This window comes from Solidesulfovibrio sp. C21, assembly GCF_047785625.1.
Classification (GTDB): Bacteria; Desulfobacterota; Desulfovibrionia; order Desulfovibrionales; family Desulfovibrionaceae; genus Solidesulfovibrio.
Genome location: NZ_JBLODY010000009.1, coordinates 50,248 through 74,681 on the forward strand (window position 1 = coordinate 50,248; position 24,434 = coordinate 74,681).

Genomic DNA, 24,434 nt, shown 5'->3' on the forward strand with positions numbered 1-24,434 from the left:
TTTGCGCTCCACATGGCGCGATCGCCATGCCCCTCTTCTCTCCGCCGGGCACGGAAGGTGTGCCGCCGTGCCCGGCATTGTCGTAACGGCCGCCGGCCGCCGAGACCGGCCCACATCCTAACGCCCCATCCCGAGGAGATTCCCATGCAGCGCTCCATCAAGCTCCTGGCGCCGGTGTTGCTCGGCCTGCTCATCTGGCTGCTGCCCGCCCCACAAGGCTTGTCCCCTGCCACCTGGACCTATTTCGCCGTGTTCGCGGCCGTGGTGCTGGGTCTGGTTCTGGAACCCGTGGCCCCGGCCCTGATCGGGCTGATCGGCGTCACCCTGGCCACCATCCTGCGCCTCGTGCCCATGACCCCGGGCAAGCTCCCCTCGGCCGGCGAGGCCATCAAGTGGGGACTGTCGGGATTTTCCAACGGCACGGTCTGGCTCATCTTCGCGGCCTTCATGTTCGCGCTGGGCTATGAAAAAACCGGGCTTGGCAAGCGGCTGGGACTGACGCTGATCAAGCGCATGGGCAAAAAGACCCTGGGCCTGGGCTACGCCGTGGCCCTGGCCGACCTCATCCTGGCCCCGTTCATGCCGTCCAACACGGCCCGCAGCGGCGGCACCATCTTCCCCATCATCAAGAACATTCCGCCGCTTTACGGCTCCACGCCGGAGAACAATCCCCGGGGCCTCGGCGCCTACATCATGTGGACGGCGCTGGCCACCACCTGCGTCACCTCGTCCATGTTCCTAACCGGCCTGGCCCCCAACGTCCTGGCCCAGTCCCTGGTGGAAAAGACCGCCCACATCCAGCTCGGCTGGAGCCAGTGGTTTATGAGCGTCCTGCCCGTGGGGGCCATCCTGTTCCTGGCCACGCCGCTTTTGACGTACATCATCTACCCGCCCACCCAGAAGACCTCGGAAAACGCCCCCATCTGGGCCGGCGAGGAACTCGGCAAGCTCGGCCCCATCACCGGCCGGGAAATCACCATGGGCCTTTTGGCCGTGGCCGCGCTCATGGGTTGGATATTCCTCAAGAGTTCCATCAACTCCACCACCGTGGCCCTGGCCGCCGTGTGCGTCATGGCCCTGACCAAGGTCGTCACCTGGGAGGACATCATCCGCTACAAGCAGGCCTGGAACGTGCTGGCCTGGTTCGCGACCCTGGTGACCATGGCCGACGGCCTCAAAAGGACCGGCTTCCTCAAGTGGTTCGCCGAGGCGGCCGCTTCGCATATGCAGGGCTTTTCCCCCACCGCCATGATGATCGGCCTGGTGATCCTGTTCTTCGTCAGCCACTACATGTTCGCCAGCGTCACCGCCCACGTCGCCGCCCTGCTCCCGGTCATGCTGGCCACGGCCATGGCCGTTCCCGGCCTCAACATGGAGGTCGTCTCCATGCTCCTGTGCGGCTCGCTCGGCATCATGGGCATCATCAGCCCCTACGGCACCGGCCCCTCGCCGCTCTATTTCGGCTCCGGCTACATCAAGAGCCGCGAGTTCTGGCTTCTGGGTCTCGTTTTCGGCACCATTTTCCTCGGCGTGTACCTGCTGGTCGGCTTTCCCTGGATTCTCATGCGTGGCTAACGCGCCGGCAGAGCAGCGGACTTATAGACAAGGAGTTCTCATGCGCACCATTTCCAGACAAAGCGTTGTCGACGCCGTGGCCGCCATGTGCATCGACGCCAACCGTTACCTGCCGGCCGATGTGCTGGCCTCTTTCGCCAAGGCCAAGGCGGCCGAAACCGTGGCCTCGGCCCGGGAAATCTTCGGCCAGCTCGAGGAGAACGCCGCCCTGGCCGCCCGGACCGGACTGCCGCTGTGCCAGGACTGCGGCCTGGGCGTCTTTTTCGTCGAAGCGGGCGAGGACGTCCGCCTGGAGGACGGCAGCCTGCGCGAGGCCATAAACGCCGGCATGGTCAAGGGTTACGGCGACGGCTTTCTGCGCAAGTCCACCTGCGATCCCTTCACCCGCAAGAACGTGGGCGACAATTCCCCGGCCATCATCCACTTCGACCTAGTCCCCGGGGATGCGCTCAAGATCTGTATGATGGCCAAGGGCGGCGGTTCCGAGAACATGTCGCGAGTGATGATGCTGGCCCCGGCCCAGGGCCTTCCCGGCATCCGCGAATTCGTCATCCGCCGCGTGGCCGAATCGGGCTCCAACCCCTGCCCGCCCGTCCTGGTCGGCGTCGGCATCGGCGGCAATTTCGAGCTGGCCGCCATCAACTCCAAAAAGGCGCTCATGCGCCGGGTGGACGACGTCCATCCCGATCCCGAGGTGGCGGCCATGGAAGCGGACCTGCTCGCTTCCATCAACCGCCTCGGCATCGGCCCCATGGGCCTTGGCGGCGCGACGACCTGTCTTGGCGTCAAGATCAGGACCGCCCCCTGCCACTTGGCCAGCCTGCCGCTGGCCGTCAACATCCAGTGCCACAGCTCCCGGCACAAGGAGGTCACGCTCTAATGGCCGAATATCATCTGATCACGCCGCTTTCCGATGCGGACGTGGAAAAGCTGCGCGCCGGCGATGTGGTCCACCTCACCGGCATCATCTACACCGGCCGCGACGCCGCCCACAAACGCCTCGTCGAGGCCCTCGACGCCGGACAGCCCCTCCCCTTCGATCCCAAGGGCGCGGTGATCTATTACGTCGGCCCGTCGCCGGCTCGGCCCGGCTACGTGATCGGCGCGGCAGGCCCGACCACCAGTTACCGTATGGACTCCTTCGCCCCGCGCCTGATCGCCGAAGGCCTCAAGGGCATGATCGGCAAGGGCATGCGCGCGCCCGAGGTCAAGGCGGCCATGGCCGAGCGCAAGGCCGTGTACTTCGGGGCCACGGGCGGAGCCGGCGCGCTCCTCGGGCTTCGCATCAAAAAGGCCAAGGTCATCGCCTACGAGGACCTCGGCCCCGAGGCCGTGCGTGAGCTGACCGTGGAGGACTTCCCGGTGCTGGTCATCAACGACTGCCACGGCGGCGACCTTTACGCCGTGCCCGAACTGGAGGCCGCCCTTGGCTAGCGCAATGGAATCGCACGATATCGTCATCGTGGGCTCGGGCGGGGCCGGACTGCGGGCGGCCGTCGGCGCGCTCCAAATCAATCCGGACCTGGACATCCTGGTCGTCACCAAGACCATGCCCACCCGCTCGGCCACCTGCATGGCCGAGGGCGGCATCAACGGCGTGCTGGACTTCCCCGGCCAGGAGGATTCCCTCGAGGCGCACAGCTTCGACACGATAAAGGGCAGCGACTACCTGGGCGACCAGGACGCCATCGACTTCTTCGTGCAAAAGGCGTCCGAGGCCGTGCGCGAGACCGACTTCTGGGGCACGCCCTACAGCCGCAAGGACGACGGCCGGGTGGCCTGCCGCCTGATGGGCGGCCACAAGTACGCCCGCACCAACTTCTCGGCCGACAAGACCGGGCATATCCTGCTGCACTCCAACTTCGACTATGCGCTCAAGTGCGGCGTCAAGTTCCGCATCAATTCCCAGGTGCTGGACGTGGCCCTCAAGGACGGCGTGTGCCGGGGCGTGGTGGTGCGCGACACCAACACCGGCCAGGTGACCCCGATCAAGGCCAAGGCCGTGGTCCTGGCCACCGGCGGCTACACCCGCATGTTCTGGGCCCGCACCAGCACGCCCTACATCGCCACGGGCGACGGCGTGGGGGTGGCCCTGCGCGCCGGCGTGGCTTTCAAGGACCCGGAAATGGTCCAGTTCCACCCCACGGGCGTGGCCAACGGCGGCGTACTCATCACCGAGGCGGCGCGCGGCGAAGGCGGCTACCTCGTCAACGCCGACGGCGAGCGCTTCATGGCCCGCTACGCCCCGGACCGCATGGAGCTGGCCCCGCGCGACATCACCGCCCGGGGCATCGAGACCGAGATCATCGAGGGGCGCGGCTACGGCAGCGGCCTCGGGGCCCACGTGCTCCTCGATCTGCGCCATCTCGGCCGCGAACGCATCCTGGAACGTCTGCCGCAAATCCGCCACGTGGGCCTGCTCTTCGAGAACCTGGACCTGGTGGAGCAGCCCATTCCCGTGCGCCCCACGGCCCACTACTCCATGGGCGGCATCGACGTGGTGGATTTCGAGCACATGAAGACGACCGTGCCCGGGCTTTTCGCCGCCGGCGAATGCTCCTGCGTCTCCATCCACGGAGCCAACCGCCTGGGCGGCAACTCCCTGGCCGACGCCATGGTCACGGGCAAGCAGGCCGGCATCGGCGCAGCCTCCTACGTGCCGGGCAAGTCCCTGGGCGGCGACGGCGCGCTGGAGAAGATTGCCGAAAAATGGCGCGGGCACTTCGACGAAACCACCGCCCGCAAGAACGGCCCCACCGCGCCCGAACTGCGCGAAAAGCTGGCCGCCACCCTGTGGGAGGGCATGGGCATCTTCCGTACCGAGGAAAAGCTCGCCGGAGCCCTGGCCGCCGTGACCGACCTGCAAAAGGAATACGGGACCGCCGTGGTCGGCAACGCCAATCCGGTCTGCAACACGGCCTATGCCCACTTCCTGGAGGTGGGCAACCTCCTCACCCTGGCCCGGTGCGCCTTGGTCGCGGCAACAGCCCGCCAGGAGTCCCGCGGAGCCCATACCCGGGAGGACTATCCCGCCCGCGACGACGCAAGCTTCCTCAAGCACAGCCTGGTGACCGTCGCGGACGGCGACTACCGCCTCGACTACCGCCCGGTGGCCATCACCCGCCATCAACCGCAGGAGCGTAAATACTGATGGATACCCTGGCCTTTCTCATCGACCGGTTCGACGGCAAGGATACCTGGTGCCAGCGCTACACGTTCGCCTACCGGCCCGGCATGACGGTGCTCGCCTGCCTGATTCACATCAAGGAGCACCTGGACCCGACGCTCAACTTCACGGCCTCGTGCCGCAGCGCCATCTGCGGGGCCTGCGCCGTGCGGGTCAACGGCAACGCGGTGCTCGCCTGCGACACCATGGTCGACGACCTGCTCAAAATCTGGGGCGAAGGGGCGCTGCGCATAAGCCCGCTTGGCAACGCCAAGATCATAAGCGACCTGGTGGTGGCGTGGGAGGAAAAGATCGAACACCTGCGTCTGGCCAAGCCGGGCTTGCTGGCCAAGCATGAATTCTCGGCCGAAAAAGGATGCCGGCAGGCCCCGAAGGAGATGCAGGCCGTGGCCAAGCAGTGGGACTGCATCCTGTGCGGCAGCTGCGCCTCGGAATGCAACAAGCTCTCCGACTCCGGAGAGGATTTCCTGGAACCCTTCGTCTTCACCCACGCCGCCCGCTACGCCGAGGACTCCCGTTCGGCCGACCCCATGCGCCACGTGGAAAGCGTCCTGGCCCACGGCCTGTGGAAATGCGTCCATTGCATGGAATGTATCACCAAATGCCCCAAGCACATCCGCCCCGGGGAAGACATCGCCGCCATGCGCCACATGGCCGTGGCTTCCGGCCACACCGACGGTCCGGGACCGCGCCATGCCGAGGCCTTCCGCACCGACTTGGAAAAGACCGGCCGGCTCAACGAAGTCAGGCTCGTCCCCCGCACCGAGGGCATGGCCAGCGCCGCCACCAAGCACCTGCCCTTCACCCTGCGCATGTTCGCCAAGGGCAAACTCGGCGTCGTGGAAGCGGCCCGCCTGTTCGTGGCCGACAATCCCCCCGTGGAAAACATCGACGACCTGCGCAAGGTCATCGCCCCCGAAAGGAACTAGCCATGAAATACGCGTTCTTTCCCGGTTGTGTCCTCCACGCCGCGGCCAAGGAGGCGCTCGTCTCCACCCTGGCCGTGGCCAAACGGCTCGGCATGGAACTGGTGGAAATCCCCGGCTGGTCCTGCTGCGGGGCCAGCCACGTGCAGGACGTCGATCCCGAGGCGGCGCTTCTGGCCAACGCCCGCAACCTGGCCCTGGCCGAAAGCATGGGCCTGCCGGTCGTCACCGCCTGCAGCACCTGCGCGCTGATGCTGCGCCAGGCCCGGGCCAAGCTGCTGGCCGGGGCCATGGACAAAGTCAACGAGCGGCTGGCCGACATCGGCCTGCGTTTCCGGGGAACGTCGGAAGTCAGCCACTTCCTGTGGATTCTGGCTGACACCTGCGACGATTGGTCGTCCAAGGTCGAAAAACCCTTGGACAACCTGCGTGTGGCCCCGTTTTACGGCTGCCATTCCGTGCGGCCGCCGGAGATCATGAACTATGAGAGCCACCTCAATCCCCAGAGCCTGGAGCGGATCATCCGGGCCTGCGGGGCCATTCCCGTGGCCATTCCGGAACGCCTGCGCTGTTGCGGCTTCCACGCCGTGTTCCCGGCCGAGCACACGGCCATGCGCATGACAGCCTCGGCCGTGACCAGCGCGGCCAAGGCCGGAGCCCATTGCCTGCTGACGCCGTGCCCGCTGTGCCACATGCAGCTCGACATGTACCAGCCGGACGCGCTCTCCGCTGCCTGCGGCGAAAAGCCCGTGCCGGTGCTGCATCTGGCCCAGCTTGTCGGGCAGGCCCTGGGGCTCGGCAAAAAGGACATGGCGCTGGGGCGGCATATCGTCGACCCCAGGCCGGCCTTGCGTCAGGCGGAAAGCGCTGGTCGAGCCTAGGGCGCGAAGCGTCGACAAGCGTTTCGGCGCTTGTTTCGGCGGGATTGCCCGTATTCGCAACGGGGCGGCGCAGGCAAACGCCGCCCCGTTTTTTTTAGGCGCCCGCCCCTTGCAAGTAGGGAAAGACACGCCGGGCCTCTCTTCATGGAATGCAACCCTGCCGCACCGGACCCGGGTCGATGGGAAACGGACAAAGGAGGTGAGCCATGCGATGCTCCATCAAAGTCAGACTGCTCTGCGGCGTCATCGCCATCATCATCATGCCTTTTTTGTGCATCCTGGGCATTACCGCCTATGATATCGTCGTTTTGTCCTATGACAATTACATTGCCGATTCCAAAAGGGATCTTGCCGAAACGAACACGGCCATTGCGCTGTTTTTAAACGAGGCCAAGGCCAATATGGATCATCTGGCCTCGTATCCGGAGTTGCGCGGCATCGATGCCGGCCTGACCGACTTCCTGTCCGTCACGGGCAAGGTCGCCACCCTGCCGCGCGCGGACGACGCCCTGGGCCGGCGATTGCGGGAGCACTGCCGCCTGTTGCAAAAGTCCCATCCCAACTACCGCAAGGTCTATCTGGGCAGCCGGTTCGGCGGCTTCGTCAACAGCTCGGACGCCCCTCGCGGCGTCTACGATCCGCGCGGGCGCGCCTGGTACAAGGCCGCGGCAGCAGCGCCGGACACGGCCGTCCTGTCCGCACCCTTCCGCTCCACCGACGGACGGGCCTCCATCAGCGCGGCCCGGGCCTTTTCCGACGCCTCCGGCCATATCCTTGGCGTGGTCTCGGCCGATATCTCCCTTTCCGTCATCACCGACATGGTGGCGGATATCCGTCCGGGCAAAACCGGCTTCGTCATCGTGGCCACCCGCAACGGCACCATCATCGCCGATACCGGGCAGCCGCAACGAAGCCTCAAGAAACTGACGGAACTTGGGGACGCCTCCCTGGAATCGCTTTTCTCGGGTCCGGCGGGCAAGGTCGAGGTCGCGCTTGGCGGCGAAACCTATGTGGCCAATGTGTTCGACGCGCCGCAAACCGGCTGGCGCTTCGTCAGCTGCATCGCCAAGCGGGAGCTCATGCAGCCGGCCCGCGCGACCGTAACGACCATCGCCTGGGTGGCGCTGGCCAGCCTGACACTGGTCGTCGGCGGCATCTGGCTTTTCATGGACCGGTCGGTGATTCGCCCCTTGTCGCGGGTCGGGGAATTTTTGCAGGCCGTCAGCGCGGGCCGGTATGAAGCACGCCTGCCGACGCCGCGCTTCAAGGACGAGATCGCGGCCATGTATGCCGCGCTAGGCGCCATGGCGGGCCGGCTTGGCGAAACCATGGCCAGCGTGCGGGCCAAAAGCCGTGAAGCCGAGGAAAAGGCCCTGGCCTGCCAGGCCGCCACGGACAAGGCCGAGGAAGCTTCGCGCCAGGCCGACAGCGCCAAGGCCAGGGAAAAGGCCGGGGAAGGCTCTGCCACCATGGGCCACGTGGTGGCGTCCATGGAGCAGGTCAAGGCCGATGCCGCCCACGCCCGCGAACGCATGACGCGCCTCGGCCGGCAGACGGAAGACATCGGTCGCATCCTTGGCATCATCTCCGATATCGCCGACCAGACCAACCTGCTGGCGCTCAACGCGGCCATCGAGGCGGCCCGGGCCGGCGAGTCCGGCCGGGGATTCGCCGTCGTCGCCGACGAGGTCAGAAAGCTGGCCGAAAAAACCATGCACGCCACCAAGGAGGTGGACAAGGCGATCCGCGATATCCAGGACGGGACGCGCCACAGCAGCCAGGCCGTGGACCACGATGCCGCGACCATCGACAAGACCGTCGCCCTGGCCGAGGAATCCCGCCGGATTTTGAGCCGGATCGAAGCGCTGGCGGATTCCACGGCGGATCAGGTCCACGCCATCGCCACGGCCGCCGAGCAACAATCGGCCACAAGCGAGGCCATCAACCAAAGCATCGGGGACATCAGCGCCATCTCTGCGACCACCACCGACGCCATGCATCAATCGAACGACGTGGTCGCCTCGGTGGCCACGCAGGTCGAGGAGCTTTCCGCCCTGATCGGGGAGCTGCAGCATGACGGCGATGCCGACAAAAGGCCGCGATCGGAGGGACGGCCGGTCCGGTGACATCCTCATGAGGCATGGCGCGCCGTTTGGGGATAGACCCGACACGCACACGCGGGCCCTGGATGCTGGAGCGGACCGGCCCCGGGCTTCGCTTCGGTCCTATCGCCGGCGGCCCTGGTTGTCGCGGCTGCGCACGAGAGGGGAGCGACCGGGCATATAAAGTCGCAGCGTCGGATACCAGGGACTAAAAACCGTCTCGCGCATGGGCGCTGCGGCCTGGCTGTCTCGTGAGAACCCTTGGGATCAGGGTCGAGGAGATGTTCGAGGAAGGATGGGCCGGGCAGAAATATGAGGGTCCTTTTCCTGTTACATTTTCTCCCGGCCCGGCACCACCCGTATCGGCGCAAATATTGGCAGGTTAAAGCGCGTCAGGGAGTTCCTGACGATCGCCTTCCGTAATCTGTTGCTCATCTTTGAGGTCCACTCCGGAAAGGCCCAGGGCCAGGGACCTGGCAACGAGATAGTCCAGGGTCCGGGCCGCCCGATCATGGGGCAGTCCCTGGGGCCGGATGTTGGAAATGCAGTTGCGTCGCTCGTCGGTCAGCCCCAGCTTCGGGGCGTAGGTCAGGTAGACGCCGAGGCTGTCCGGCGAACTGAGTCCCGGCCGCTCGCCAATAAGCACGATGACCACCCGCGCCCCCAAAATCTCCCCGACCTCGTCTCCCACGGCAACGCGTCCGCCCTGGACCAGGATGACCGGCGAGCAGCGAAGTCCCCTGGCCATGGCCAGGGGCGAAAACGCGGCGAGCAAGGGCACGACCTGGCGCTGCACCGCAAAGGACGAGAGCCCGTCGGCCACGACCATGGCGAGGTCCACAGGCGCTATGTTCGCTTGACGCAGGGTCGTCGCGCTGGCCTCGGACAGGCGTCGCCCCAGATCCGGCCGGGCCAGATATTCCCGTCGATCCCGGACCCGGCTGGCCAGGGGGGGCAAGGCCGCAAACCCCTCTTTCGCCAGGTCGTCGAAAAATCCGGGCGTATCCAGGGGGTGGTGCACGGCGTCCCGGGCCTTGGCGTGGTCCAGGGTGAAGCGCAGATGGGCGGCCGTGGGCAGGCTGACGCCGGCCTGGCCCAGGGCCACCCGGGCGGCGGTAAACTGGCGCAATCGGTCCCAGGGGGCCGGCGTGACGATGGCTTTGGAATCGTGTTCAGGCAATGGCATGGGGAAGACCCAACCTCATGTTCTCCCGGTTCAGGGGCCGCGGCCGCAGGTCGCGGTCGAAAAGGCCCATGTCCACGAGCCAATCCTCGAACTCGGGCGCGGGGCGAAGCCCCAGGACCCGGCGCAGGTACAGGGCGTCGTGGAAGGAGGTGGTTTGGTAGTTAAGCATGATGTCGTCCGAGCCGGGAATGCCCATGATATAGGCGCAGCCGGCCGCACCGAGCAACGTGAGCAACACGTCCATGTCGTCCTGGTCGGCCTCGGCGTGGTTGGTGTAGCAGACGTCCACGCCCATGGGCAGGCCCAGGAGCTTGCCGCAGAAGTTGTCCTCGAGCCCGGCCCGGATGATCTGCTTGCCGTCCAGGAGGTATTCCGGGCCGATGAAGCCCACGACGGTGTTGACCAAGAACGGGGAAAAGGCCCGCGCCACGGCATAGGCCCGGGCCTCTATGGTCTGCTGATCCACATCGTGATGCGCGTTCGCCGAAAGTGCCGAGCCCTGCCCCGTCTCGAAATACATGACGTTGTTCCCAACCGTTCCGCGTCCCAGGGCCAGGGCTGCCTGGCGTCCCTCCTCCAGGAGGGCCAGGTTCACCCCGAAGCTGGCGTTGACGCCCTCGGTGCCGCCGATGGACTGGAACACCAGGTCCACCGGAGCGCCCTTGGCCATGGCCGCGATGGTGGTGGTCACGTGGGTGAGCACGCAGCTTTGGGTGGGGATGGCGTAGCTTTGGCGCAGTTCGTCGAGCATGACCAGGAGACGGATGACACCCTGAAGATTGTCCGTCGCCGGATTGATACCGATGCAGGCATCGCCGGAGCCCAGGATCAGGCCATCGATGATCGTGGCCAGAATGCCCTTGGGGTCGTCCGTGGGATGGTTGGGCTGCAACCGGGTGGACAGGCGGCCGGGCAGGCCGATGCTGGTTCGGAAGGCCGATTCGGTCCGCGCCTTTGCCGCCACCAGGATGAGGTCCTGGTTGCGCATGATCTTGGAGGTGGCCGCCACCATCTCGGGCATGAGCCCCGGAGCCAGCGCCGCCAGGCTGGCCTCGTCGGCCTGGTCCGAAAGCAGCCATTCGCGAAAGGTTCCAACGCTCAGGTGCTTGACCGGGGAAAAGGCCGCGGCGTCGTGGCTGTCCAGGATGAGTCGGGTGACCTCGTCGGCTTCGTAGGGAATGAGCGGCTCTTCCAGAAAGGCGGCCAGCGGCACGTCGGCCAGGAGCATCTGGGCGGCCGCCCGCTCCTCGGCGCTTTGGGCGGCGATGCCGGCGAGCTGGTCGCCGGAGCGTTCGGGCGTGGCCTTGGCCAACAGCTGGCGCAGCCCGTCAAAGCTGTAACGGCGAGGGCCGATGGTCAGGGAGTACACAGCTGTTGCCCTCTTGGGGTTTGGGTTGCGTCCCCCCGCGCGCCTCTGTTCGGGAAGGCGCGCGGGGGGCGGTTCTCGCGGCGGTCGTTATTTCTCCTCGACGAAGACCGGTTCAAGCACGCCCTCTTCCTGCACCTCTTCTTCCCTGGCATCCTTGGAGAAGAGTCTGAAGTAGAGGTAGGAGGCAGACAGAATGGCGAAGAAGATCACCGCCAGCGAGAGGTTGTAGATGGTCACCGCCACCAGGCACAGCACGGCGATGGCCAGACCCACGGCCGGGGCCACGGGGTAGAAGGGAGCCTTGAAGGGCCGGGGCATGTCCGGTTCGTTGCGGCGCAGGGCGAAGTAGGTAATCAGGGAAATGACGTAAAGGGTCAGGGCGCCGAACACCGACAGGGTGATGATGTCCCCGGTCTTGCCGGAAAGCAAGGCGATGATGCCCACCACCATGTTGGCGATCAGCGCATTGGCCGGCGTCTTGAAACGCTTGCTCACCTTCCCGAGTATCGGGGCCATGTAGCCCACCCGGCCCATTTCCATCACGGCCCGGCCGGCAGCCAGGATAATGCCGTGGAAGGAGGCGATGAGCCCGAAAAGGCCCACGAAAATAAGCATGTGGTAGAGCAGATGGCTGTTGCCCACGATGTGGCTCAGGGCCAGAGGCAGGGGGGAGTCCGAGGGCGCCGCGCCCGGGGTGGGGTAGACAATGGCTTCCCAGCCGGACACGCCCACGGAGCAGGCAAAGGTGAGCACGGCCAGGACCACCAAGGTGAGGATGGCCGAGCCGAATCCGATGAGGATGTTGCGCTGGGGATTGACCGTTTCCTCGGCCACATTGGCCACGCCCTCGATGGCCAGGAAGAACCAGATGGCGAAGGGGATGGCGGCGAAGGCGCCGCTTATGCCGTGAGGAAGGGCATTGGTGGTCAGATTTTGCCAGTGAAAGCTGGGGGCGGTGACGCCGCAAAAGAGCAAAAGTTCGCCAACCGCCAGCACGGTGACAAACAGTTCGAACCCGGCGGCGGCCTGAACGCCGTAAATGTTCAGGGCCGTGAACAGGATATAGGCGGCGATGGCGATTTCCGTGGAAGGCACATCGGGAAAAAACAGGTTGAAGTAGGCGCCGATGGCGGCGGCGATGGCCGGTGGCGCGAACACGAATTCGATGACCTGGGCGATGCCCGCCAGAACGCCGATTTTCCGGCCCAGTCCCCGGGTGGCGTAATCAAACGCCCCGCCAGCCTTGGGGATGGCGCAGGCCAACTCCGTGTAGCAGAAGGTGAAGGTCAGATACATGAGGATGATAAATCCGGTGGCAATGGCCAAGCCCAGCGTACCGCCCTGTTCCAGTCCCAGGTTCCAGCCAAAGTATTCCCCGGAGATCACGTAGCCAACTCCGAGTCCCCACAACATCCATGGGCCTAGCTTTCGTTCCAGTTGCGTAGATTTGTCACCACTCATAACTCCGACCTCCAGTAATGTGAAAATGGGGATGGACGTCCCCTCCCTCGGGGGGCTGTCCCGGCCGTGAACCCGTTGGGCAAGATCTTGGCCCAGCTTCGCGAAATAACAGGGAGTATTTGCATCGGACATGCCAAGGGTCTGGAGCATGGCAAGAAAGACCGTTACGGGGCGGTGGCGAAGATCCGTACGCCGTGCGTTCGGATGGCGTGCAAAAATTAACAAAATTGTATTTATAACGACATGTTATAGTGATACGCCAGACTCCGATCCAACGGGCTAATGGCCTGGCTTGTGCCTGGGGCAAAGTTTGGGAAGGCAAACACGGAGGGCGTGGGCCAATCGCTCAAGTCGACAGTTCGTCACCTGCTATCGTACACAATTGTTGTTTCAAGAAACAAAATTGTCCGACAAAATTGGGACCAAGCCAGCCGGGCATTTCTTCCGGGGCACAAGAAAGGGCCGACATCCCGCGTGACGGGGCCACATTGCGAAAGGTCGCCGCCATGACGAAGTCCGGGAGCTGCACCAGCGAGGGCTGGACGCGCCGTCCGTCTACCACATGCGGGAACGGGTCTTGGAGTATGTGAGCCTGCGGATGAGGTGATCCGGGCGAGGCCGGGTCCCCGAAGATACGGACCCAAAAATCAGAACGAAATTCCAAGCAAATGGAGCGGGCCGGTTCCCGGCATGGCGGCTCCAGACTTTCCCCCCGTCCGGTTGCCAGCCCTCGTGGGGAAAAATTGGTGGTAACCTCCATGGAAACTTTGCCTGGAGGTCCCCAGTCCCGGGGCACGGGAAGCAATACGGACAAATGCTTTGCACGGGCACGGCAGTAACCAGAAAAGCCCGGAAAGCGACCTCTCAGCAACAATGCTCAAGTTGGGGTGTCTCGAAAACGATGCCACCCCTCCGGGTTGAAAACAATGCAGAGAGATTTTCACCTATCCTGAAACAGGACCCGACAAGACGGGCGACCTACGGTGTCTCGGCAATCAAACGGGCACGCAACAATTCGGTGACAAATACGGGCCGACATGATAACCACCGCCCAGTTTGCTAGTGCGATAGTGATAAAATTCGATGCCCACAGGCGTATTTTCTACAATACTGCTGCGCAGCATTTTTTTCCGGATGTTATTCAAGAGGTTATTCAAAGTGAATATTTGCGCACCCTATTTATTTAAGACTTTTTTTTCATTTATCGTTACATCAATCCTAATGTTATTTATCAGCATTTCTGCTGTTCAAGCAATGTCTCTTCCAATCCGCGGTGCAGTGAAAAACAGCACCGAGACTTTCACCGGAACGGCGACAGTGCATCTCAACGGCGAAGGGAATTTAAAGCTCGCGACAAGTAAGGGTATAGCCTGTATGGGCAATTTTGCCTTTGAAAGCTGGAGTAAAGGCAGCGGCAAAGTTCAGTGCGAAGACGGGCGGCTGGGCACATTCGCCTTTGTCACTGGCGGTTTCTCCGGTTCTGGTTCTGGGAAAATTGCCGACGAAAGCTTTGATTTCATTATTGGGAAATGACCTAGCCCCTACTCGCGCGTGGGATGACTGGTTTTAACAGGTCCACATGCGGCGCCAGCGCCGGGCACAAGTTTTCACAGATAGCGGTCCAGCCACCTGCAGGCGCTCTCAGGTTTTCTCTGGTTCAACATCACGGCCGGCGGCCCTCGTTTTTTCCGGGTAGTCGCCCTCATCATAGAACCCGCCGATATGTTTTTTTGTGAGGTCCGCCCCTTGTGGTCGGCACCGTGCGTTTTGGTGACCACCACGGGGCAAGTGAACGTGGAAGGAAACGCGCTCCACCCCGAGCCCAGACGACCTTTTCGCCACCTGCTCGCAATAGGCGAGGAAAACGAAAAGGCCCGGTTTGTAACCGGGCCTTTTGCAAGGAATTTGGTGGGGTGACTGGTGGGACTCGAACCCACGGCAACCAGGGCCACAACCTGGGACTCTACCAACTGAGCTACAGCCACCATCGACTGGAGAACGATTTCTTTAGCCCCACCCCACCGTCCCGTCAACATCTTTTTCATTCTCTTGCCCATATCCTTCCCCCAGGGTATCGTGGTTGGTGCAAGCGCGCCGTCGCCCTTGCCACTATCACGCAATTCAGCCAAGGATCACATACATGGACAAACTGCTTATCCGGGGCGGCAAACCCCTTTTCGGCTCCGTGCGCATCAGCGGCTCGAAAAACGCGGCCCTGCCCATCCTGCTCGCCGCGCCTTTGCTCACCAAACCGGCAGTCATCGAAAACGTTCCCCGGCTGCGCGACATCCACACCACGCTGCGGCTCCTCGATATGCTCGGCTGCCCGTCCACCTTCGACGGCAACACCGTCACCCTGGAACCGAGCCAAAAGCTCAGTCCCGAGGCCCCCTACGACCTCGTCCGCACCATGCGCGCCTCGGTGCTGGTCCTCGGCCCGCTTTTGGCCAGGGTCGGACAGGCCCGGGTGGCGCTGCCCGGCGGTTGCGCCATCGGCGCGCGGCCCGTCAATTTGCACCTGACCGCCCTGGAAAAGATGGGCGCGACCTTCAACCTGGAGGCCGGCTATATCGAGGGGCGTTGCGACAAGCTGACCGGCGCGCATATCGTCTTCGACTTCCCCACCGTCGGCGGCACGGAAAACCTGCTTATGGCCGCAAGCCTGGCCGAAGGCACGACGGTGCTCGAAAATGCCGCCCGCGAACCGGAAGTGGCCGATCTGGCCGATTTCCTCAATGCCATGGGCGCGAAGATCACCGGCCACGGCACCGCGATCATCACCATCGAGGGAGTCTCCCGGCTTGGGGGCGGCTCGTATAGCGTCATGCCCGACCGTATCGAGGCGGCCACCTACATGATGGCCGCGGCCATCACCGACGGCGAACTCAGGCTCGAATGCTGCCCGTTCATGGAACTCGACGCCGTGGTGTCCAAACTGCGGGAAATGGGCCTGCACTTCGAGGCCACCAACGCCGGGGTGCTGGTGCGCCGCCGGGAGCAGCTCGTGGGCGTGGATGTGGCCACCCAGCCCTATCCCGGCTTTCCCACCGACGTGCAGGCGCAAATCATGGCGCTTATGTGCGTGGCCATGGGCGCGGGCTCGGTGCGTGAAACCATTTTCGAGAATCGCTTCATGCACGTCCAGGAGTTGGTGCGCCTCGGCGCGCAGATTCGCATCTCGGCCCAAAGCGCCTTTATTCGCGGCGTGAAAAGCTTAACCGGCGCGCCGGTCATGGCCTCGGACCTGCGGGCCAGCGCCTCGCTGGTCCTGGCCGGCCTGGCCGCCAAGGGCGAAACGCTTATCCAGCGCGTCTACCACCTGGATCGCGGCTACGAGGCGGTGGAAGTCAAACTGCGCAACGTCGGGGCGGATATCGAACGCCTCGCCTGACGCACGGAGGCAGATCATGGCACGGGTTCGCATCGTTGCGGCAATGGCGTTTTTTCTGGCGGGACTCTTCCTCATCACCGGCCCCGCCGGCGCGGTGGGACTTTTCGTCTGCGTGGACGGGGCCGGACGGCAGGTCTGCGTGGTGGATACCGGCAACATGACCGAATTCACCCCGTCGCGCCTGTGCAACACCTCCTGCCCGGCCTGCGCCGGCCGTTGCGACGGCGCGCCCTACTACCCCCCAAAAACCGGCCATTGGGAAAAACGGTGGCAGGTCGCGCCCGGCATGGAAAACAACATCATGCAGCCCGGCCCCGACCTGCGCCAGGACGCCCAAAAAATCCGCAACGAAGGCCTTGTGGGAGAATAAATGAATCTGGGGGGAAACCTTTCTGAAGAAAGGTTTCCCCCCAGACCTCCTTTCCCAAGACTTTCAATAATGGCTCGATGTTACGCAGCAATACGTTGTAAAGGTAAAAACTTTAGGAAAGGGAGAGCGCGAGAGGGGGAGAACCCTTTTCAAAGGGTTTCCCCTCTCGCACTGTCTTTCCCTCAAGATTTTCCCCTTTCAACAAGTGCACGCTTGCTTGGGGGGCGTTTTTTCGTTGAAGGGCGACATACGGCGCAGGGTGTCGATGACTTTGGGCATCACCTCCAGCACCAGATCCACGTCCCTGTCGGTGGTGTAGCGCGAAAGGCTGAAGCGGATGGAGCCGTGGGCGAAGGTGAAGGGCACGCCCATGGCCCGCAGCACGTGGGACGGCTCCAGGCTGCCCGAGGTGCAGGCCGAGCCCGAGCTGGCGCAGATGCCGTACTGGTCGAGCATGAGCAGGATGGCCTCGCCTTCCACGTATTTGAAAGCGATGCTCGCGGTATTGGGCAGCCGGTTGTCCGGATCGCCGTTGACGATGGTGTCGGGAACGTTGGACAGGATGCCCTGCTCCAGCCGGTCGCGCAGTGCTTTGACGCGCGTATTTTCCTCGGCCATGTTGTCGTGGGCAAGGCGCATGGCCTTGGCCAGGCCGATGATGCCGGCGGTATTTTCGGTACCAGCCCGGCGGCCGTGCTCCTGGTGCCCGCCGATAAGAAACGGCCGGTAGGGCGTTCCCTTGCGCACGTAGAGCAGGCCCACGCCCTTTTGGGCATGGAGCTTGTGGCCGGAGAGGGCCAGCATATCCACGGGGAGTTTGGCCAGATCGATATCCACCTTGCCCACGGCCTGGACGGCGTCGGTATGGACCAGCACGCCGCGTTCCTTGCACAGGGCGGCGATCTCCGGAACGGGAAAAATGGTCCCGGTTTCATTGTTGGCGTACATGACCGAGACCAGCGCCGTGTCCTTGCGGATGGCGTGGGACAGTTCACCCATATCGAGCCGGCCCTTCTCGTCCACGCCCAGAGAGGTGACCTCGTAGCCTTTTTCCTCGAGATGCTTGGCCAGACTCAGCACGGCCGGATGCTCCACCCGGGTGGTGATGAGGTGGCGTTTGTCCGGCTGGGCGGCCAGGGCGCTGCGGATGGCCGTATTGTCGGATTCCGAGCCGCAGGAGGTGAAGATGATCTCCCCGGGCGCGCAGCCGAGCGTTTCGGCCACGTCGGCCCGGGCCTTTTTCAGGCGATGCCCCACTTCGCCGCCGAAAGTGTGCATGCTCGAAGGGTTGCCGTACAGCTCCCCGAAAAAGGGCAGCATTTCCGCAAGCACTTCCGGCGCGACCATGGTCGTGGCGTTGTTGTCGAGATACACCGGGTTCATTTGCCAGCCTCCTTGACCGTAATGTCGGGCTCCACCAGCTCCCGCAGACGCTTTTGCACGAATTCGGTCAGCGTCACGTTGCTGACCGGACAGCCATGGCAGGCCCCGCGAAGGGCCACCAGCACCGTCTTGCCTTCGATTTCCACCAGTTCGATGTCGCCGCCGTCCTTTTTGAGGCTGGGGCGGATCTCCTCGTCCATGACCTGGGTCACGCGCTTGACCCGCTCCAGGTTGGTAAGTCCCCTGGCCGGCGTTTTCGCCGCGCCGGCGGTGGCGCCGGCCTGCCGACCGCGCTCCTCGTCCAGGATGGCTTGCAGCCGTTCCTGGCAGTCGCCGCAGCCGCCGCCGGCCTTGGTGAAGTCGGTGATCTCCTCCACGCTGGTCAGGGCGTTTTCACGGATGGCCCGGCGGATCTGGCCTTCGTAGACGCCGAAACACTTGCACACCAGCTCGCCCTCGGGTTCGTGCTCCGGAGCCTTTTCGCCCAGATACCCGGCCAGGGCCGCCTCCAGGGCCTCCTGCCCCATGACCGAGCAGTGCATCTTTTCCTTGGGCAGCCCGCCGAGGTAATCGGCAATATCCTTGTTGGTCAGTTTTTTAGCCTCCCCGATGGTCTTGCCCTTGAGCAGTTCGGTCAGGACCGAACTGGAGGCGATGGCCGAGGCGCAGCCGAAGGTCTGGAAGCGGGCGTCCTCGATGACGCCGGCGTCGCTTATCTTCAGATACAGCTTGAGCGCGTCCCCGCAAGCCAGCGATCCCACCTCGCCCACGGCGTTGGCGTCATCGAGGCTGCCCACGTTGCGGGGATTGAGAAAATGATCCCTGACTTTATCGGTATATTCCCACATAGTTTCCTCCGATCGCCCTGGCGGTTGCAGGCGACGCGCCAGTATAGGCCGCTTGCCGTGCCGCGAAAAGGGGTTTTGACGCTTTGAGCGCCCATACAATTTCCTACTCTAACGATAGGAATAGTGAAGTCAATCGCCTGCTTTACCCTTTTTGCCCCCTGCGCTATCAATCCGACTGAAAATCGCCTCGAATCACCCCCTGACGCCGCTGACGACGCCCGGGAACGAGACAACCACAGCATGGCGGCGATACCGTCGCCTCCGGAGAGGCGCGATGCTGGAAAAACTGGGCCTTATCGCCCTGGCCGGCGCGGCCGGCACCCTGGCCCGTTATTGGATTTCCGGGCTGGTGTACGGTCTGGCCGGCCGGCAATTCCCCTGGGGCACGGCGGCCGCCAACATCCTCGGCTGCTTCCTGTTCGGCTTTATCTGGCAGCTCGGCGAAGGCCGGATGCTCATCCGCGCCGAAACCCGGGCCATCATCCTCACAGGGTTCATGGGCGCGTTCACCACCTTTTCCACCTTCATTTTCGAAAGCGGCGGCCTGATCGGGGAAGGCCGCTACCTGGTAGCCCTGGCCAATGTCGGTTTCCAGACCGTGCTCGGCTTTGCCGCCCTTTTCGGCGGGCTGATGCTTGGCCGGATGTTGTAGCGTAGAATGCGGGGGATCGGCGTCCGCGACGGGATGCTGACGCCTGCCTTGGGAGAAAGCCATGACGGAATACGCCGAGGTGGAAGTGTTGCGCGTGTATTGCGGCGAATCCGACCGCAGCGACGGGCGGCCTGTCTATGAGGTGATCGTGGAGGAAGCCCGCCGGCACGGCGCGGCCGGAGCCACCGTGCTGCGCGGGGTGCTCGGGTTCGGAGCCGGAAGCCTCGTCCACACGGCCAAATTGTTGCGCCTGTCCGAGGACCTGCCCATGGTGGTGGAGATCGTCGACCGCCCCGAGCGCATCGATGCCGTGCTGCCCCGCATCGAGGCCGTGATCAGGGGCGGGCTCATCACACGCCAAAGCGGCATCACCGCGCGCTTCCATTGCCCGGTCCGGGTGCGCGACGTCATGGCCACCACCGTGGCCACGGCGAGTCGGGACACGCCGCTGCCGGTGGTCATGGACATGCTCGTTTCCCACGACAACAAAGCGGTGCTGGTCATCGAACCCGACGGCGCAGTGGCCGGCATCGTCACGGGCGGGGACGTCCTCATGCGCGGCGGCATGGCGGCGCGGCTTTCCCTGCAGGACATCCTGCCCGAGGATATCCGCAAAAACGAGCGCGACAAGATTTCGGGACGCACCGCCGGCGAGGTCATGACCAGCCCGGTTGTGACGATCAATGACCGGACGAGCCTTCGCGACGCGGCCCAGCTCATGACCGGGAAAGGCCTCAAACGGCTTCCGGTGGTGGACGCCGCGGGCGAGCTCGTGGGGCTGGTCAGCCGGGTGGACATCCTGCGCGCGGCCTCGGACCTGGCCCCCTCGGCCCAGGCCTTGCCGCGCTTCACGGCCGGACTTTTCCAGCAGGCCCGGGACGTGATGATCACCGACGTGCCCGCGGCCTCCCCGGACACGCCGCTGCACCAAGTGGTGGCCGCCATCGTCGCCTCGCCGCTTCGGCGCGTGGTCGTCGTTGACGCGGACGGGACGGTGCGCGGCATCGTTCTCGACAGCGACCTGCTCCGGCGTTGCGGTCCGGCCCGGAAACCCGGCCTGGTGGAAGCCCTTTTCTCCTTCGGCAAGCCCGAGGAGGCCGGCGCCTGCCCCACCGGTTCGGCGGCCGAGGTCATGGAACCAAACGTCCTTACCATCCACGAGGACGCGACCCTGATGGAAGTGCTGCAAAAAATGCTCGCGGCCAAGGTCAAGCGGCTGGTGGTCGTGGACGACGCGGGCAAGCTGCTCGGCATGGTCGACCGCGAAGCGATTCTCCGGGTCATCGCCGGCGCGCGTTGAGAAAAAAAATGCGAGAGGGGAAGCCCATTACAAAGGGTTCTCTCCTCTCGCGCTCTCCCCTTCCGAAATTTCATAACGCTAACATCCCCGCACGAGAAAAAGTCTCCTCATACGGCCAAGGCCAGGCAGGCGAGTGCGGACTGGATTCACCCTTTGCCATGGCACGCGATTCACGATAAATCCGCCCTGCCCGGCCGTGTCATGACATGACACCATCCAACCAAGGCCGGACATTCCAATAAAACGCAAGGAGCAACACCCATGGAACGTACCCTTTCCATCATCAAGCCCGACGCCGTCTCCCGCAATCTGGCCGGAGCCATCCTCAAAATGATCCAGGACACAGGGCTTACGGTCGTGGCCATGAAGATGATCCAGCTGTCCAAGGCCGAGGCCGAGGGCTTTTACGCCGTGCACAAGGAACGCCCGTTCTTCGGCAGCCTGGTGGACTTCATGATCTCCGGCCCGGTGGTCGTCTCCATCCTCGAAGGCGACGACGCCATCGCCCGCTACCGCAAGCTCATGGGCGCCACCAACCCGGCCAACGCCGAGGAAGGCACCATCCGCAAGACCTATGCCCTGGACATCGAGAAAAACTCCGTCCACGGCTCCGACGCCCCGGAAACCGCCGCTTTCGAGACGTCCTACTTCTTCAGCGCCCTGGAAATGGTGGGTTAGGGCCATGGCCGCCGTCATCGGTTTTCTCGGCGCGGGGAACATGGGCGGGGCCATCATCAAGGGCCTTGCCGCCGTTCCCGACGTCTCGGCCCTGGCCTACGACGTGGACCCGGCCAAGGTGAAGGCCCTGGCCGACAAGAATCTGGCCGCGCCGGCCGCGACCCCCGAGGCGCTGGCGGCGGGGGCCGATTACCTGATCCTGTGCGTCAAGCCCCAGTACCTCGCCTCGGCCATGAAGGCCCTGGCGCCGCATCTGCGGCCCGAGGCGGTGGTCTGCTCCATCGTCGCCGGCGTGACCATGACCCGGCTGCGGGAGCTGACCTCCGGCAAATGCCCGGTGGTGCGCATCATGCCCAACACCCCGGCCCTGGTCGGCGCGGGCCAGTTCGCCCTGTGCCTGGAGGACCCGAAGCTGGGCGAGGCGCACCGGGCCTTCGTCCACGGGCTTTTTAACAAGCTTGGCCGCACCTACGTGCTCGAGGAAAAGCTCTTCGACGCCTTCACCGGCCTTGCCGGCTCCGGCCCGGCCTACGTCCTCTATTTCATGGAGGCGCTCATCGAATCCGGGGTGCTCGTGGGCTTTCCCCGGGACAAGGCCACGGATATCGTTTCCGGCCTTATCGAGGGCACGGCCAAGCTGGTCGCCGAGTCCGGGCATCATCCGAGCGTACTGCGCGAGATGGTCACCTCGCCGGCCGGCACCACCATCGAGGCGCTCATGCACCTCGACCGCAAGGCCGTGCGTGCGGCAGTCATCGACGCCGTAGCCGCCTCGCGTGACCGCTCCAAGGCCCTCGGCGCCTGACCGGCCCTTCTCCAAATCAAAAGCCCCCGGCGCCATGCGGCGCCGGGGGCTTTTTTCGTGGGATTATAGAGCGGCGGTCAGGCGTTTTTCACCACATTGGTGGCTTTGGGCCCCCGCTCACCCTGGATGATTTCGAATTGCACAAGTTCGCCTTCGCGCAAGGTACGAAACCCGTCTCCCTCAATGGACGAGTAATGAACAAACACGTCGTCCTCACCTTCGCGCATGATGAAACCATAGCCCTTCTTGTCACTGAACCACTTGACGGTGCCTTCAAATCCCATACGTCTGCCCTCCTGAAAAAATCGTACCTTACTGTCTAGCACCGGAGTTTTGTTTGCGTCAACAAAAAACCCATCTCGTCCGATAAAAATCCGAAACACACCATCACCCGGCAGGGCTCGAAATACGCACAGGGGGAATAATTCGGAATTGTCCACATGCTATTGCTGTTACAATAAAACAGTTACTACGACAACAATTCCGCTTGCAAACAATACCAGTCGCAGCAGCATTGCAAACCGTTTTGCATCCCAGGGTCTGCCGACAGGCCCCAAGGCCGGCTTGCGCACCAGTTGGCCAAAATACACGGACGGTCCTCCCATGGACGCGCCACAGAGCCAGGCCGCGGCAGCCATGGGCCAGCCGGCGTTTGGACTGGCGCTTTTTTTCGCGTCGGCGGCGACATCGTCGAAGCGCACGCCCCTGCCCAGCCCCATGATCCTGGAAGCAATCCACATGCCAAGGGTGGTTATCCTCGCCGGCAGCCAGGCCAGGACATCGTCGGCCCTGGCCCCGAACCAGCCCAGGTCGCGGTAGCGCGGCGTGCGGTAGCCCCACATGGAGTCGGCGGTGCTTATGGCCTTGTATGCCCAAAGTCCGGGCAGTCCGGCCACGGCCAGCCAAAAAAACGGCGCCACGAAGGCATCGTTGGCATTTTCAGCCACGGTTTCGGCCAGGGCCCGCCACAGCCCGGCCGCATCGAGGCCGGTCACGTCCCGGCTGACCAGCCCGGCAACGACCGTCCGGGCCGCTTCCACCTGATTTTTTGTAAGCAGCGCCGCTGCCTTGCGGCCTTCGCGCCAAAGCCCGCCCAAGGCCAGGCCGGCATAGGCGAAATAGATCGCGCACAAAAAATCGATGCCCGGTATCCGGCCGGCCAGCCAGACGACGCCGCCGCTCGCCGCCGCAACCAGCGCCACGCAGCAGACCCCAAAAAGGCGCGTGCGCAGGCCCAACCGGTCGGCCAGCGCGTCCAGGGCCGCATAGCCCGCGCCAATGGCCCGCACCGGATGCGGCAGCCAGAGCGGATCGGCCAGGGCCAGATCGAGCCCGACGGCCAGGACGATCATCCATGTTGCTTCATGCATGCCATATTCCCGTAAGAGTGGTTATGCGACCGACCGGCCGGCGGAGGGGGGGGACAACCACTTGTGCAGTTATGTGATTATTCTGATGGCAGGCCGGCGGGGGCAGGACCACCGCGTGCGGCGCATATTCGAAGAATACGCCTTCGCGTCCGTCCTCCCCCCGCCGGCCCTGGACACACGCCCCATACCCAATACCCAACAGCAATCCCACCCCGTCAGTACGAAGCCGCGCCCCTGCAACAAACAACGACGCCATGCCCTCCCGCAATGAAAGAGCATCTCACGACGTATCCGGCGATTATCCAGATTCCCTATTGAACGTTTTTGAAGAGGGTCCAGGGGGAAACTTTTCCCAAAAAGTTTCCCCCTGGCCGCCGGAGGCAAAAAAACTACCGCGCCACCACAGGCGGGCGGCGCAGTTTTTTGGAGAAGCGGTCGAATTCGCTCAGGACGCAGCCGCAGTACGGCTGCCGGTAGATGCCCCATTCCTTGGAAAGGGCCACCCCCTCGTCCCAGTCGACGCGAAAATCACGGTAGTAAAACGGGACGCCATGGGCCGCGGCCTGCTTCTCGCCCAGGGACTTGAGCACGCCGTGGTCCTGGTATTTGCTGTAAAGCAGCGAGGAGGAGTAGGCGTCGCAGCCCATGCGTCGGGCGGTTTCGGCCGTGCGGGCCAGCCGCTCGTCCCAGCAGGGCCGGCAGCGCGCGTCCGGGTCGGCGACCGACCGGCGCAGATGCGGCAGCGGGTCGTAATCGTCGTAGAGCACGTCCACGTCGAGCCGCGCCGCCACCTCGGCCAGGGCATCGCGGCGGCGCAGATATTCCATCACCGGCTGGATGTTGGGGTTGTAAAAAAGTCCCACCACATGCAGTCCGGCCTCGTGGAGGCGCAATAAGGGCGCGATGGCGCAAGGCCCGCAGCAGATATGCAGCAACAGGCGTTCGGGCAT

Annotated in this window: 22 protein-coding genes and 1 tRNA gene; 14 read left to right on the forward strand and 9 right to left on the reverse strand. The window is 64.1% G+C overall.

Annotated features, from left to right (window positions below):
- Nucleotides 1-144: 144 nt before the first annotated feature.
- The 7 genes from ACMZ6R_RS05040 (at nucleotide 145) to ACMZ6R_RS05070 (ending at nucleotide 8,695) form a co-directional block, all read left to right on the forward strand.
- Complete coding sequence (locus ACMZ6R_RS05040; protein WP_416109794.1) at nucleotides 145-1,575, forward strand: anion permease; 1,431 nt, start codon at nucleotides 145-147, stop codon at nucleotides 1,573-1,575.
- A gap of 40 nt (nucleotides 1,576-1,615) precedes the next feature.
- Nucleotides 1,616-2,455, forward strand: a complete 840-nt coding sequence (locus ACMZ6R_RS05045) for a fumarate hydratase (RefSeq protein ID WP_416109795.1) — start codon at nucleotides 1,616-1,618, stop codon at nucleotides 2,453-2,455.
- Nucleotides 2,455-3,009, forward strand: coding sequence for a Fe-S-containing hydro-lyase (locus ACMZ6R_RS05050; protein WP_416109796.1), 555 nt, complete (start codon nucleotides 2,455-2,457; stop codon nucleotides 3,007-3,009). Before ACMZ6R_RS05045 ends, ACMZ6R_RS05050 begins: the two co-directional genes overlap by 1 nt.
- Before the next feature lie 4 nt (nucleotides 3,010-3,013).
- A complete protein-coding gene (locus ACMZ6R_RS05055; protein ID WP_416109797.1) occupies nucleotides 3,014-4,726 on the forward strand; it encodes an FAD-dependent oxidoreductase in 1,713 nt (570 codons plus the stop codon).
- Nucleotides 4,726-5,691, forward strand: a complete 966-nt coding sequence (locus tag ACMZ6R_RS05060) for a succinate dehydrogenase/fumarate reductase iron-sulfur subunit (protein ID WP_416109798.1) — start codon at nucleotides 4,726-4,728, stop codon at nucleotides 5,689-5,691. The genes ACMZ6R_RS05055 and ACMZ6R_RS05060 overlap by 1 nt, the downstream gene beginning before the upstream one ends.
- 2 nt (nucleotides 5,692-5,693) lie before the next feature.
- Nucleotides 5,694-6,569, forward strand: coding sequence for a CoB--CoM heterodisulfide reductase iron-sulfur subunit B family protein (locus ACMZ6R_RS05065; protein WP_416109799.1), 876 nt, complete (start codon nucleotides 5,694-5,696; stop codon nucleotides 6,567-6,569).
- A gap of 206 nt (nucleotides 6,570-6,775) precedes the next feature.
- A complete protein-coding gene (locus ACMZ6R_RS05070; RefSeq protein WP_416109800.1) occupies nucleotides 6,776-8,695 on the forward strand; it encodes a methyl-accepting chemotaxis protein in 1,920 nt (639 codons plus the stop codon).
- A gap of 358 nt (nucleotides 8,696-9,053) precedes the next feature.
- On the opposite strand, the gene eutC is transcribed toward ACMZ6R_RS05070, so the two are convergent.
- The 3 genes from eutC to eat form a co-directional block, all read right to left on the reverse strand.
- Nucleotides 9,054-9,857 (reverse strand): ethanolamine ammonia-lyase subunit EutC, encoded by an 804-nt coding sequence (gene eutC, locus ACMZ6R_RS05075; protein ID WP_416109801.1) that lies wholly within the window; start codon nucleotides 9,855-9,857, stop codon nucleotides 9,054-9,056.
- Complete coding sequence (locus ACMZ6R_RS05080) at nucleotides 9,844-11,226, reverse strand: ethanolamine ammonia-lyase subunit EutB (protein WP_416109802.1); 1,383 nt, start codon at nucleotides 11,224-11,226, stop codon at nucleotides 9,844-9,846. The genes eutC and ACMZ6R_RS05080 overlap by 14 nt, the downstream gene beginning before the upstream one ends.
- 87 nt (nucleotides 11,227-11,313) lie before the next feature.
- A complete protein-coding gene (gene eat / locus ACMZ6R_RS05085; protein ID WP_416109803.1) occupies nucleotides 11,314-12,687 on the reverse strand; it encodes an ethanolamine permease in 1,374 nt (457 codons plus the stop codon).
- Between the two features lie 1,083 nt (nucleotides 12,688-13,770).
- Here eat and ACMZ6R_RS05090 point away from each other — a divergent pair.
- Nucleotides 13,771-14,220: a hypothetical protein gene (locus ACMZ6R_RS05090; RefSeq protein WP_416109804.1), complete on the forward strand. Its 450-nt coding sequence runs from the start codon at nucleotides 13,771-13,773 to the stop codon at nucleotides 14,218-14,220.
- A 376-nt stretch (nucleotides 14,221-14,596) separates the two neighbouring features.
- Here ACMZ6R_RS05090 and ACMZ6R_RS05095 read toward each other — a convergent pair.
- Nucleotides 14,597-14,672, reverse strand: a tRNA-His gene (locus tag ACMZ6R_RS05095).
- Nucleotides 14,673-14,827: 155 nt separating this feature from the next.
- On the opposite strand from ACMZ6R_RS05095, the gene murA reads away from it, so the two are divergent.
- Both murA and ACMZ6R_RS05105 read left to right on the forward strand, forming a co-directional pair.
- On the forward strand, nucleotides 14,828-16,078 hold the full coding sequence (gene murA, locus ACMZ6R_RS05100) for a UDP-N-acetylglucosamine 1-carboxyvinyltransferase (RefSeq protein ID WP_416109805.1): 1,251 nt from the start codon (nucleotides 14,828-14,830) through the stop codon (nucleotides 16,076-16,078).
- Nucleotides 16,079-16,094: 16 nt separating this feature from the next.
- Complete coding sequence (locus ACMZ6R_RS05105; protein WP_416109806.1) at nucleotides 16,095-16,448, forward strand: hypothetical protein; 354 nt, start codon at nucleotides 16,095-16,097, stop codon at nucleotides 16,446-16,448.
- 198 nt (nucleotides 16,449-16,646) lie between these two features.
- On the opposite strand, the gene nifS is transcribed toward ACMZ6R_RS05105, so the two are convergent.
- Together nifS and nifU are read right to left on the reverse strand one after the other, a co-directional pair.
- Complete coding sequence (gene nifS / locus ACMZ6R_RS05110; RefSeq protein WP_416109807.1) at nucleotides 16,647-17,831, reverse strand: cysteine desulfurase NifS; 1,185 nt, start codon at nucleotides 17,829-17,831, stop codon at nucleotides 16,647-16,649.
- A complete protein-coding gene (gene nifU / locus ACMZ6R_RS05115) occupies nucleotides 17,828-18,679 on the reverse strand; it encodes a Fe-S cluster assembly protein NifU (RefSeq protein ID WP_416109808.1) in 852 nt (283 codons plus the stop codon). The genes nifS and nifU overlap by 4 nt, the downstream gene beginning before the upstream one ends.
- 274 nt (nucleotides 18,680-18,953) lie before the next feature.
- Here nifU and ACMZ6R_RS05120 point away from each other — a divergent pair, with 274 nt between their 5' ends.
- The 4 genes from ACMZ6R_RS05120 (at nucleotide 18,954) to proC (ending at nucleotide 22,114) form a co-directional block, all read left to right on the forward strand.
- Nucleotides 18,954-19,331, forward strand: coding sequence for a fluoride efflux transporter FluC (locus ACMZ6R_RS05120; RefSeq protein WP_416109809.1), 378 nt, complete (start codon nucleotides 18,954-18,956; stop codon nucleotides 19,329-19,331).
- A 61-nt stretch (nucleotides 19,332-19,392) separates the two neighbouring features.
- Nucleotides 19,393-20,631, forward strand: coding sequence for a DUF190 domain-containing protein (locus ACMZ6R_RS05125; protein ID WP_416109810.1), 1,239 nt, complete (start codon nucleotides 19,393-19,395; stop codon nucleotides 20,629-20,631).
- Nucleotides 20,632-20,892: 261 nt separating this feature from the next.
- Entirely contained in the window at nucleotides 20,893-21,309 is a 417-nt protein-coding gene (gene ndk / locus ACMZ6R_RS05130) for a nucleoside-diphosphate kinase (RefSeq protein ID WP_416109811.1), read from the forward strand.
- A 4-nt stretch (nucleotides 21,310-21,313) separates the two neighbouring features.
- A complete protein-coding gene (gene proC / locus ACMZ6R_RS05135) occupies nucleotides 21,314-22,114 on the forward strand; it encodes a pyrroline-5-carboxylate reductase (protein ID WP_416109812.1) in 801 nt (266 codons plus the stop codon).
- Between the two features lie 77 nt (nucleotides 22,115-22,191).
- On the opposite strand, the gene ACMZ6R_RS05140 is transcribed toward proC, so the two are convergent.
- The 3 genes from ACMZ6R_RS05140 to ACMZ6R_RS05150 all read right to left on the reverse strand — a co-directional run bounded on the left by ACMZ6R_RS05140 (nucleotide 22,192) and on the right by ACMZ6R_RS05150 (nucleotide 24,434).
- Nucleotides 22,192-22,398, reverse strand: coding sequence for a cold shock domain-containing protein (locus ACMZ6R_RS05140; protein ID WP_416109813.1), 207 nt, complete (start codon nucleotides 22,396-22,398; stop codon nucleotides 22,192-22,194).
- A 168-nt stretch (nucleotides 22,399-22,566) separates the two neighbouring features.
- Complete coding sequence (locus ACMZ6R_RS05145; RefSeq protein WP_416109814.1) at nucleotides 22,567-23,484, reverse strand: CobD/CbiB family cobalamin biosynthesis protein; 918 nt, start codon at nucleotides 23,482-23,484, stop codon at nucleotides 22,567-22,569.
- A 389-nt stretch (nucleotides 23,485-23,873) separates the two neighbouring features.
- Nucleotides 23,874-24,434, reverse strand: a complete 561-nt coding sequence (locus ACMZ6R_RS05150) for an epoxyqueuosine reductase QueH (protein WP_416109815.1) — start codon at nucleotides 24,432-24,434, stop codon at nucleotides 23,874-23,876.

Bases quoted from the DNA above. Each gene is read 5' to 3' on its own strand.
- ACMZ6R_RS05040 (WP_416109794.1), top strand. From the start codon at position 145: ATGCAGCGCTCCATCAAGCTCCTGGCGCCGGTGTTGCTCGGCCTGCTC.
- ACMZ6R_RS05045 (WP_416109795.1), top strand. From the start codon at position 1,616: ATGCGCACCATTTCCAGACAAAGCGTTGTCGACGCCGTGGCCGCCATG.
- ACMZ6R_RS05050 (WP_416109796.1), top strand. From the start codon at position 2,455: ATGGCCGAATATCATCTGATCACGCCGCTTTCCGATGCGGACGTGGAA.
- ACMZ6R_RS05055 (WP_416109797.1), top strand. From the start codon at position 3,014: ATGGAATCGCACGATATCGTCATCGTGGGCTCGGGCGGGGCCGGACTG.
- ACMZ6R_RS05060 (WP_416109798.1), top strand. From the start codon at position 4,726: ATGGATACCCTGGCCTTTCTCATCGACCGGTTCGACGGCAAGGATACC.
- ACMZ6R_RS05065 (WP_416109799.1), top strand. From the start codon at position 5,694: ATGAAATACGCGTTCTTTCCCGGTTGTGTCCTCCACGCCGCGGCCAAG.
- ACMZ6R_RS05070 (WP_416109800.1), top strand. From the start codon at position 6,776: ATGCGATGCTCCATCAAAGTCAGACTGCTCTGCGGCGTCATCGCCATC.
- eutC (WP_416109801.1), bottom strand. From the start codon at position 9,857: ATGCCATTGCCTGAACACGATTCCAAAGCCATCGTCACGCCGGCCCCC.
- eat (WP_416109803.1), bottom strand. From the start codon at position 12,687: ATGAGTGGTGACAAATCTACGCAACTGGAACGAAAGCTAGGCCCATGG.
- ACMZ6R_RS05090 (WP_416109804.1), top strand. From the start codon at position 13,771: ATGCCCACAGGCGTATTTTCTACAATACTGCTGCGCAGCATTTTTTTC.
- murA (WP_416109805.1), top strand. From the start codon at position 14,828: ATGGACAAACTGCTTATCCGGGGCGGCAAACCCCTTTTCGGCTCCGTG.
- ACMZ6R_RS05105 (WP_416109806.1), top strand. From the start codon at position 16,095: ATGGCACGGGTTCGCATCGTTGCGGCAATGGCGTTTTTTCTGGCGGGA.
- nifS (WP_416109807.1), bottom strand. From the start codon at position 17,831: ATGAACCCGGTGTATCTCGACAACAACGCCACGACCATGGTCGCGCCG.
- nifU (WP_416109808.1), bottom strand. From the start codon at position 18,679: ATGTGGGAATATACCGATAAAGTCAGGGATCATTTTCTCAATCCCCGC.
- ACMZ6R_RS05120 (WP_416109809.1), top strand. From the start codon at position 18,954: ATGCTGGAAAAACTGGGCCTTATCGCCCTGGCCGGCGCGGCCGGCACC.
- ACMZ6R_RS05125 (WP_416109810.1), top strand. From the start codon at position 19,393: ATGACGGAATACGCCGAGGTGGAAGTGTTGCGCGTGTATTGCGGCGAA.
- ndk (WP_416109811.1), top strand. From the start codon at position 20,893: ATGGAACGTACCCTTTCCATCATCAAGCCCGACGCCGTCTCCCGCAAT.
- proC (WP_416109812.1), top strand. From the start codon at position 21,314: ATGGCCGCCGTCATCGGTTTTCTCGGCGCGGGGAACATGGGCGGGGCC.
- ACMZ6R_RS05140 (WP_416109813.1), bottom strand. From the start codon at position 22,398: ATGGGATTTGAAGGCACCGTCAAGTGGTTCAGTGACAAGAAGGGCTAT.
- ACMZ6R_RS05145 (WP_416109814.1), bottom strand. From the start codon at position 23,484: ATGCATGAAGCAACATGGATGATCGTCCTGGCCGTCGGGCTCGATCTG.
- ACMZ6R_RS05150 (WP_416109815.1), bottom strand. From the start codon at position 24,434: ATGCCCGAACGCCTGTTGCTGCATATCTGCTGCGGGCCTTGCGCCATC.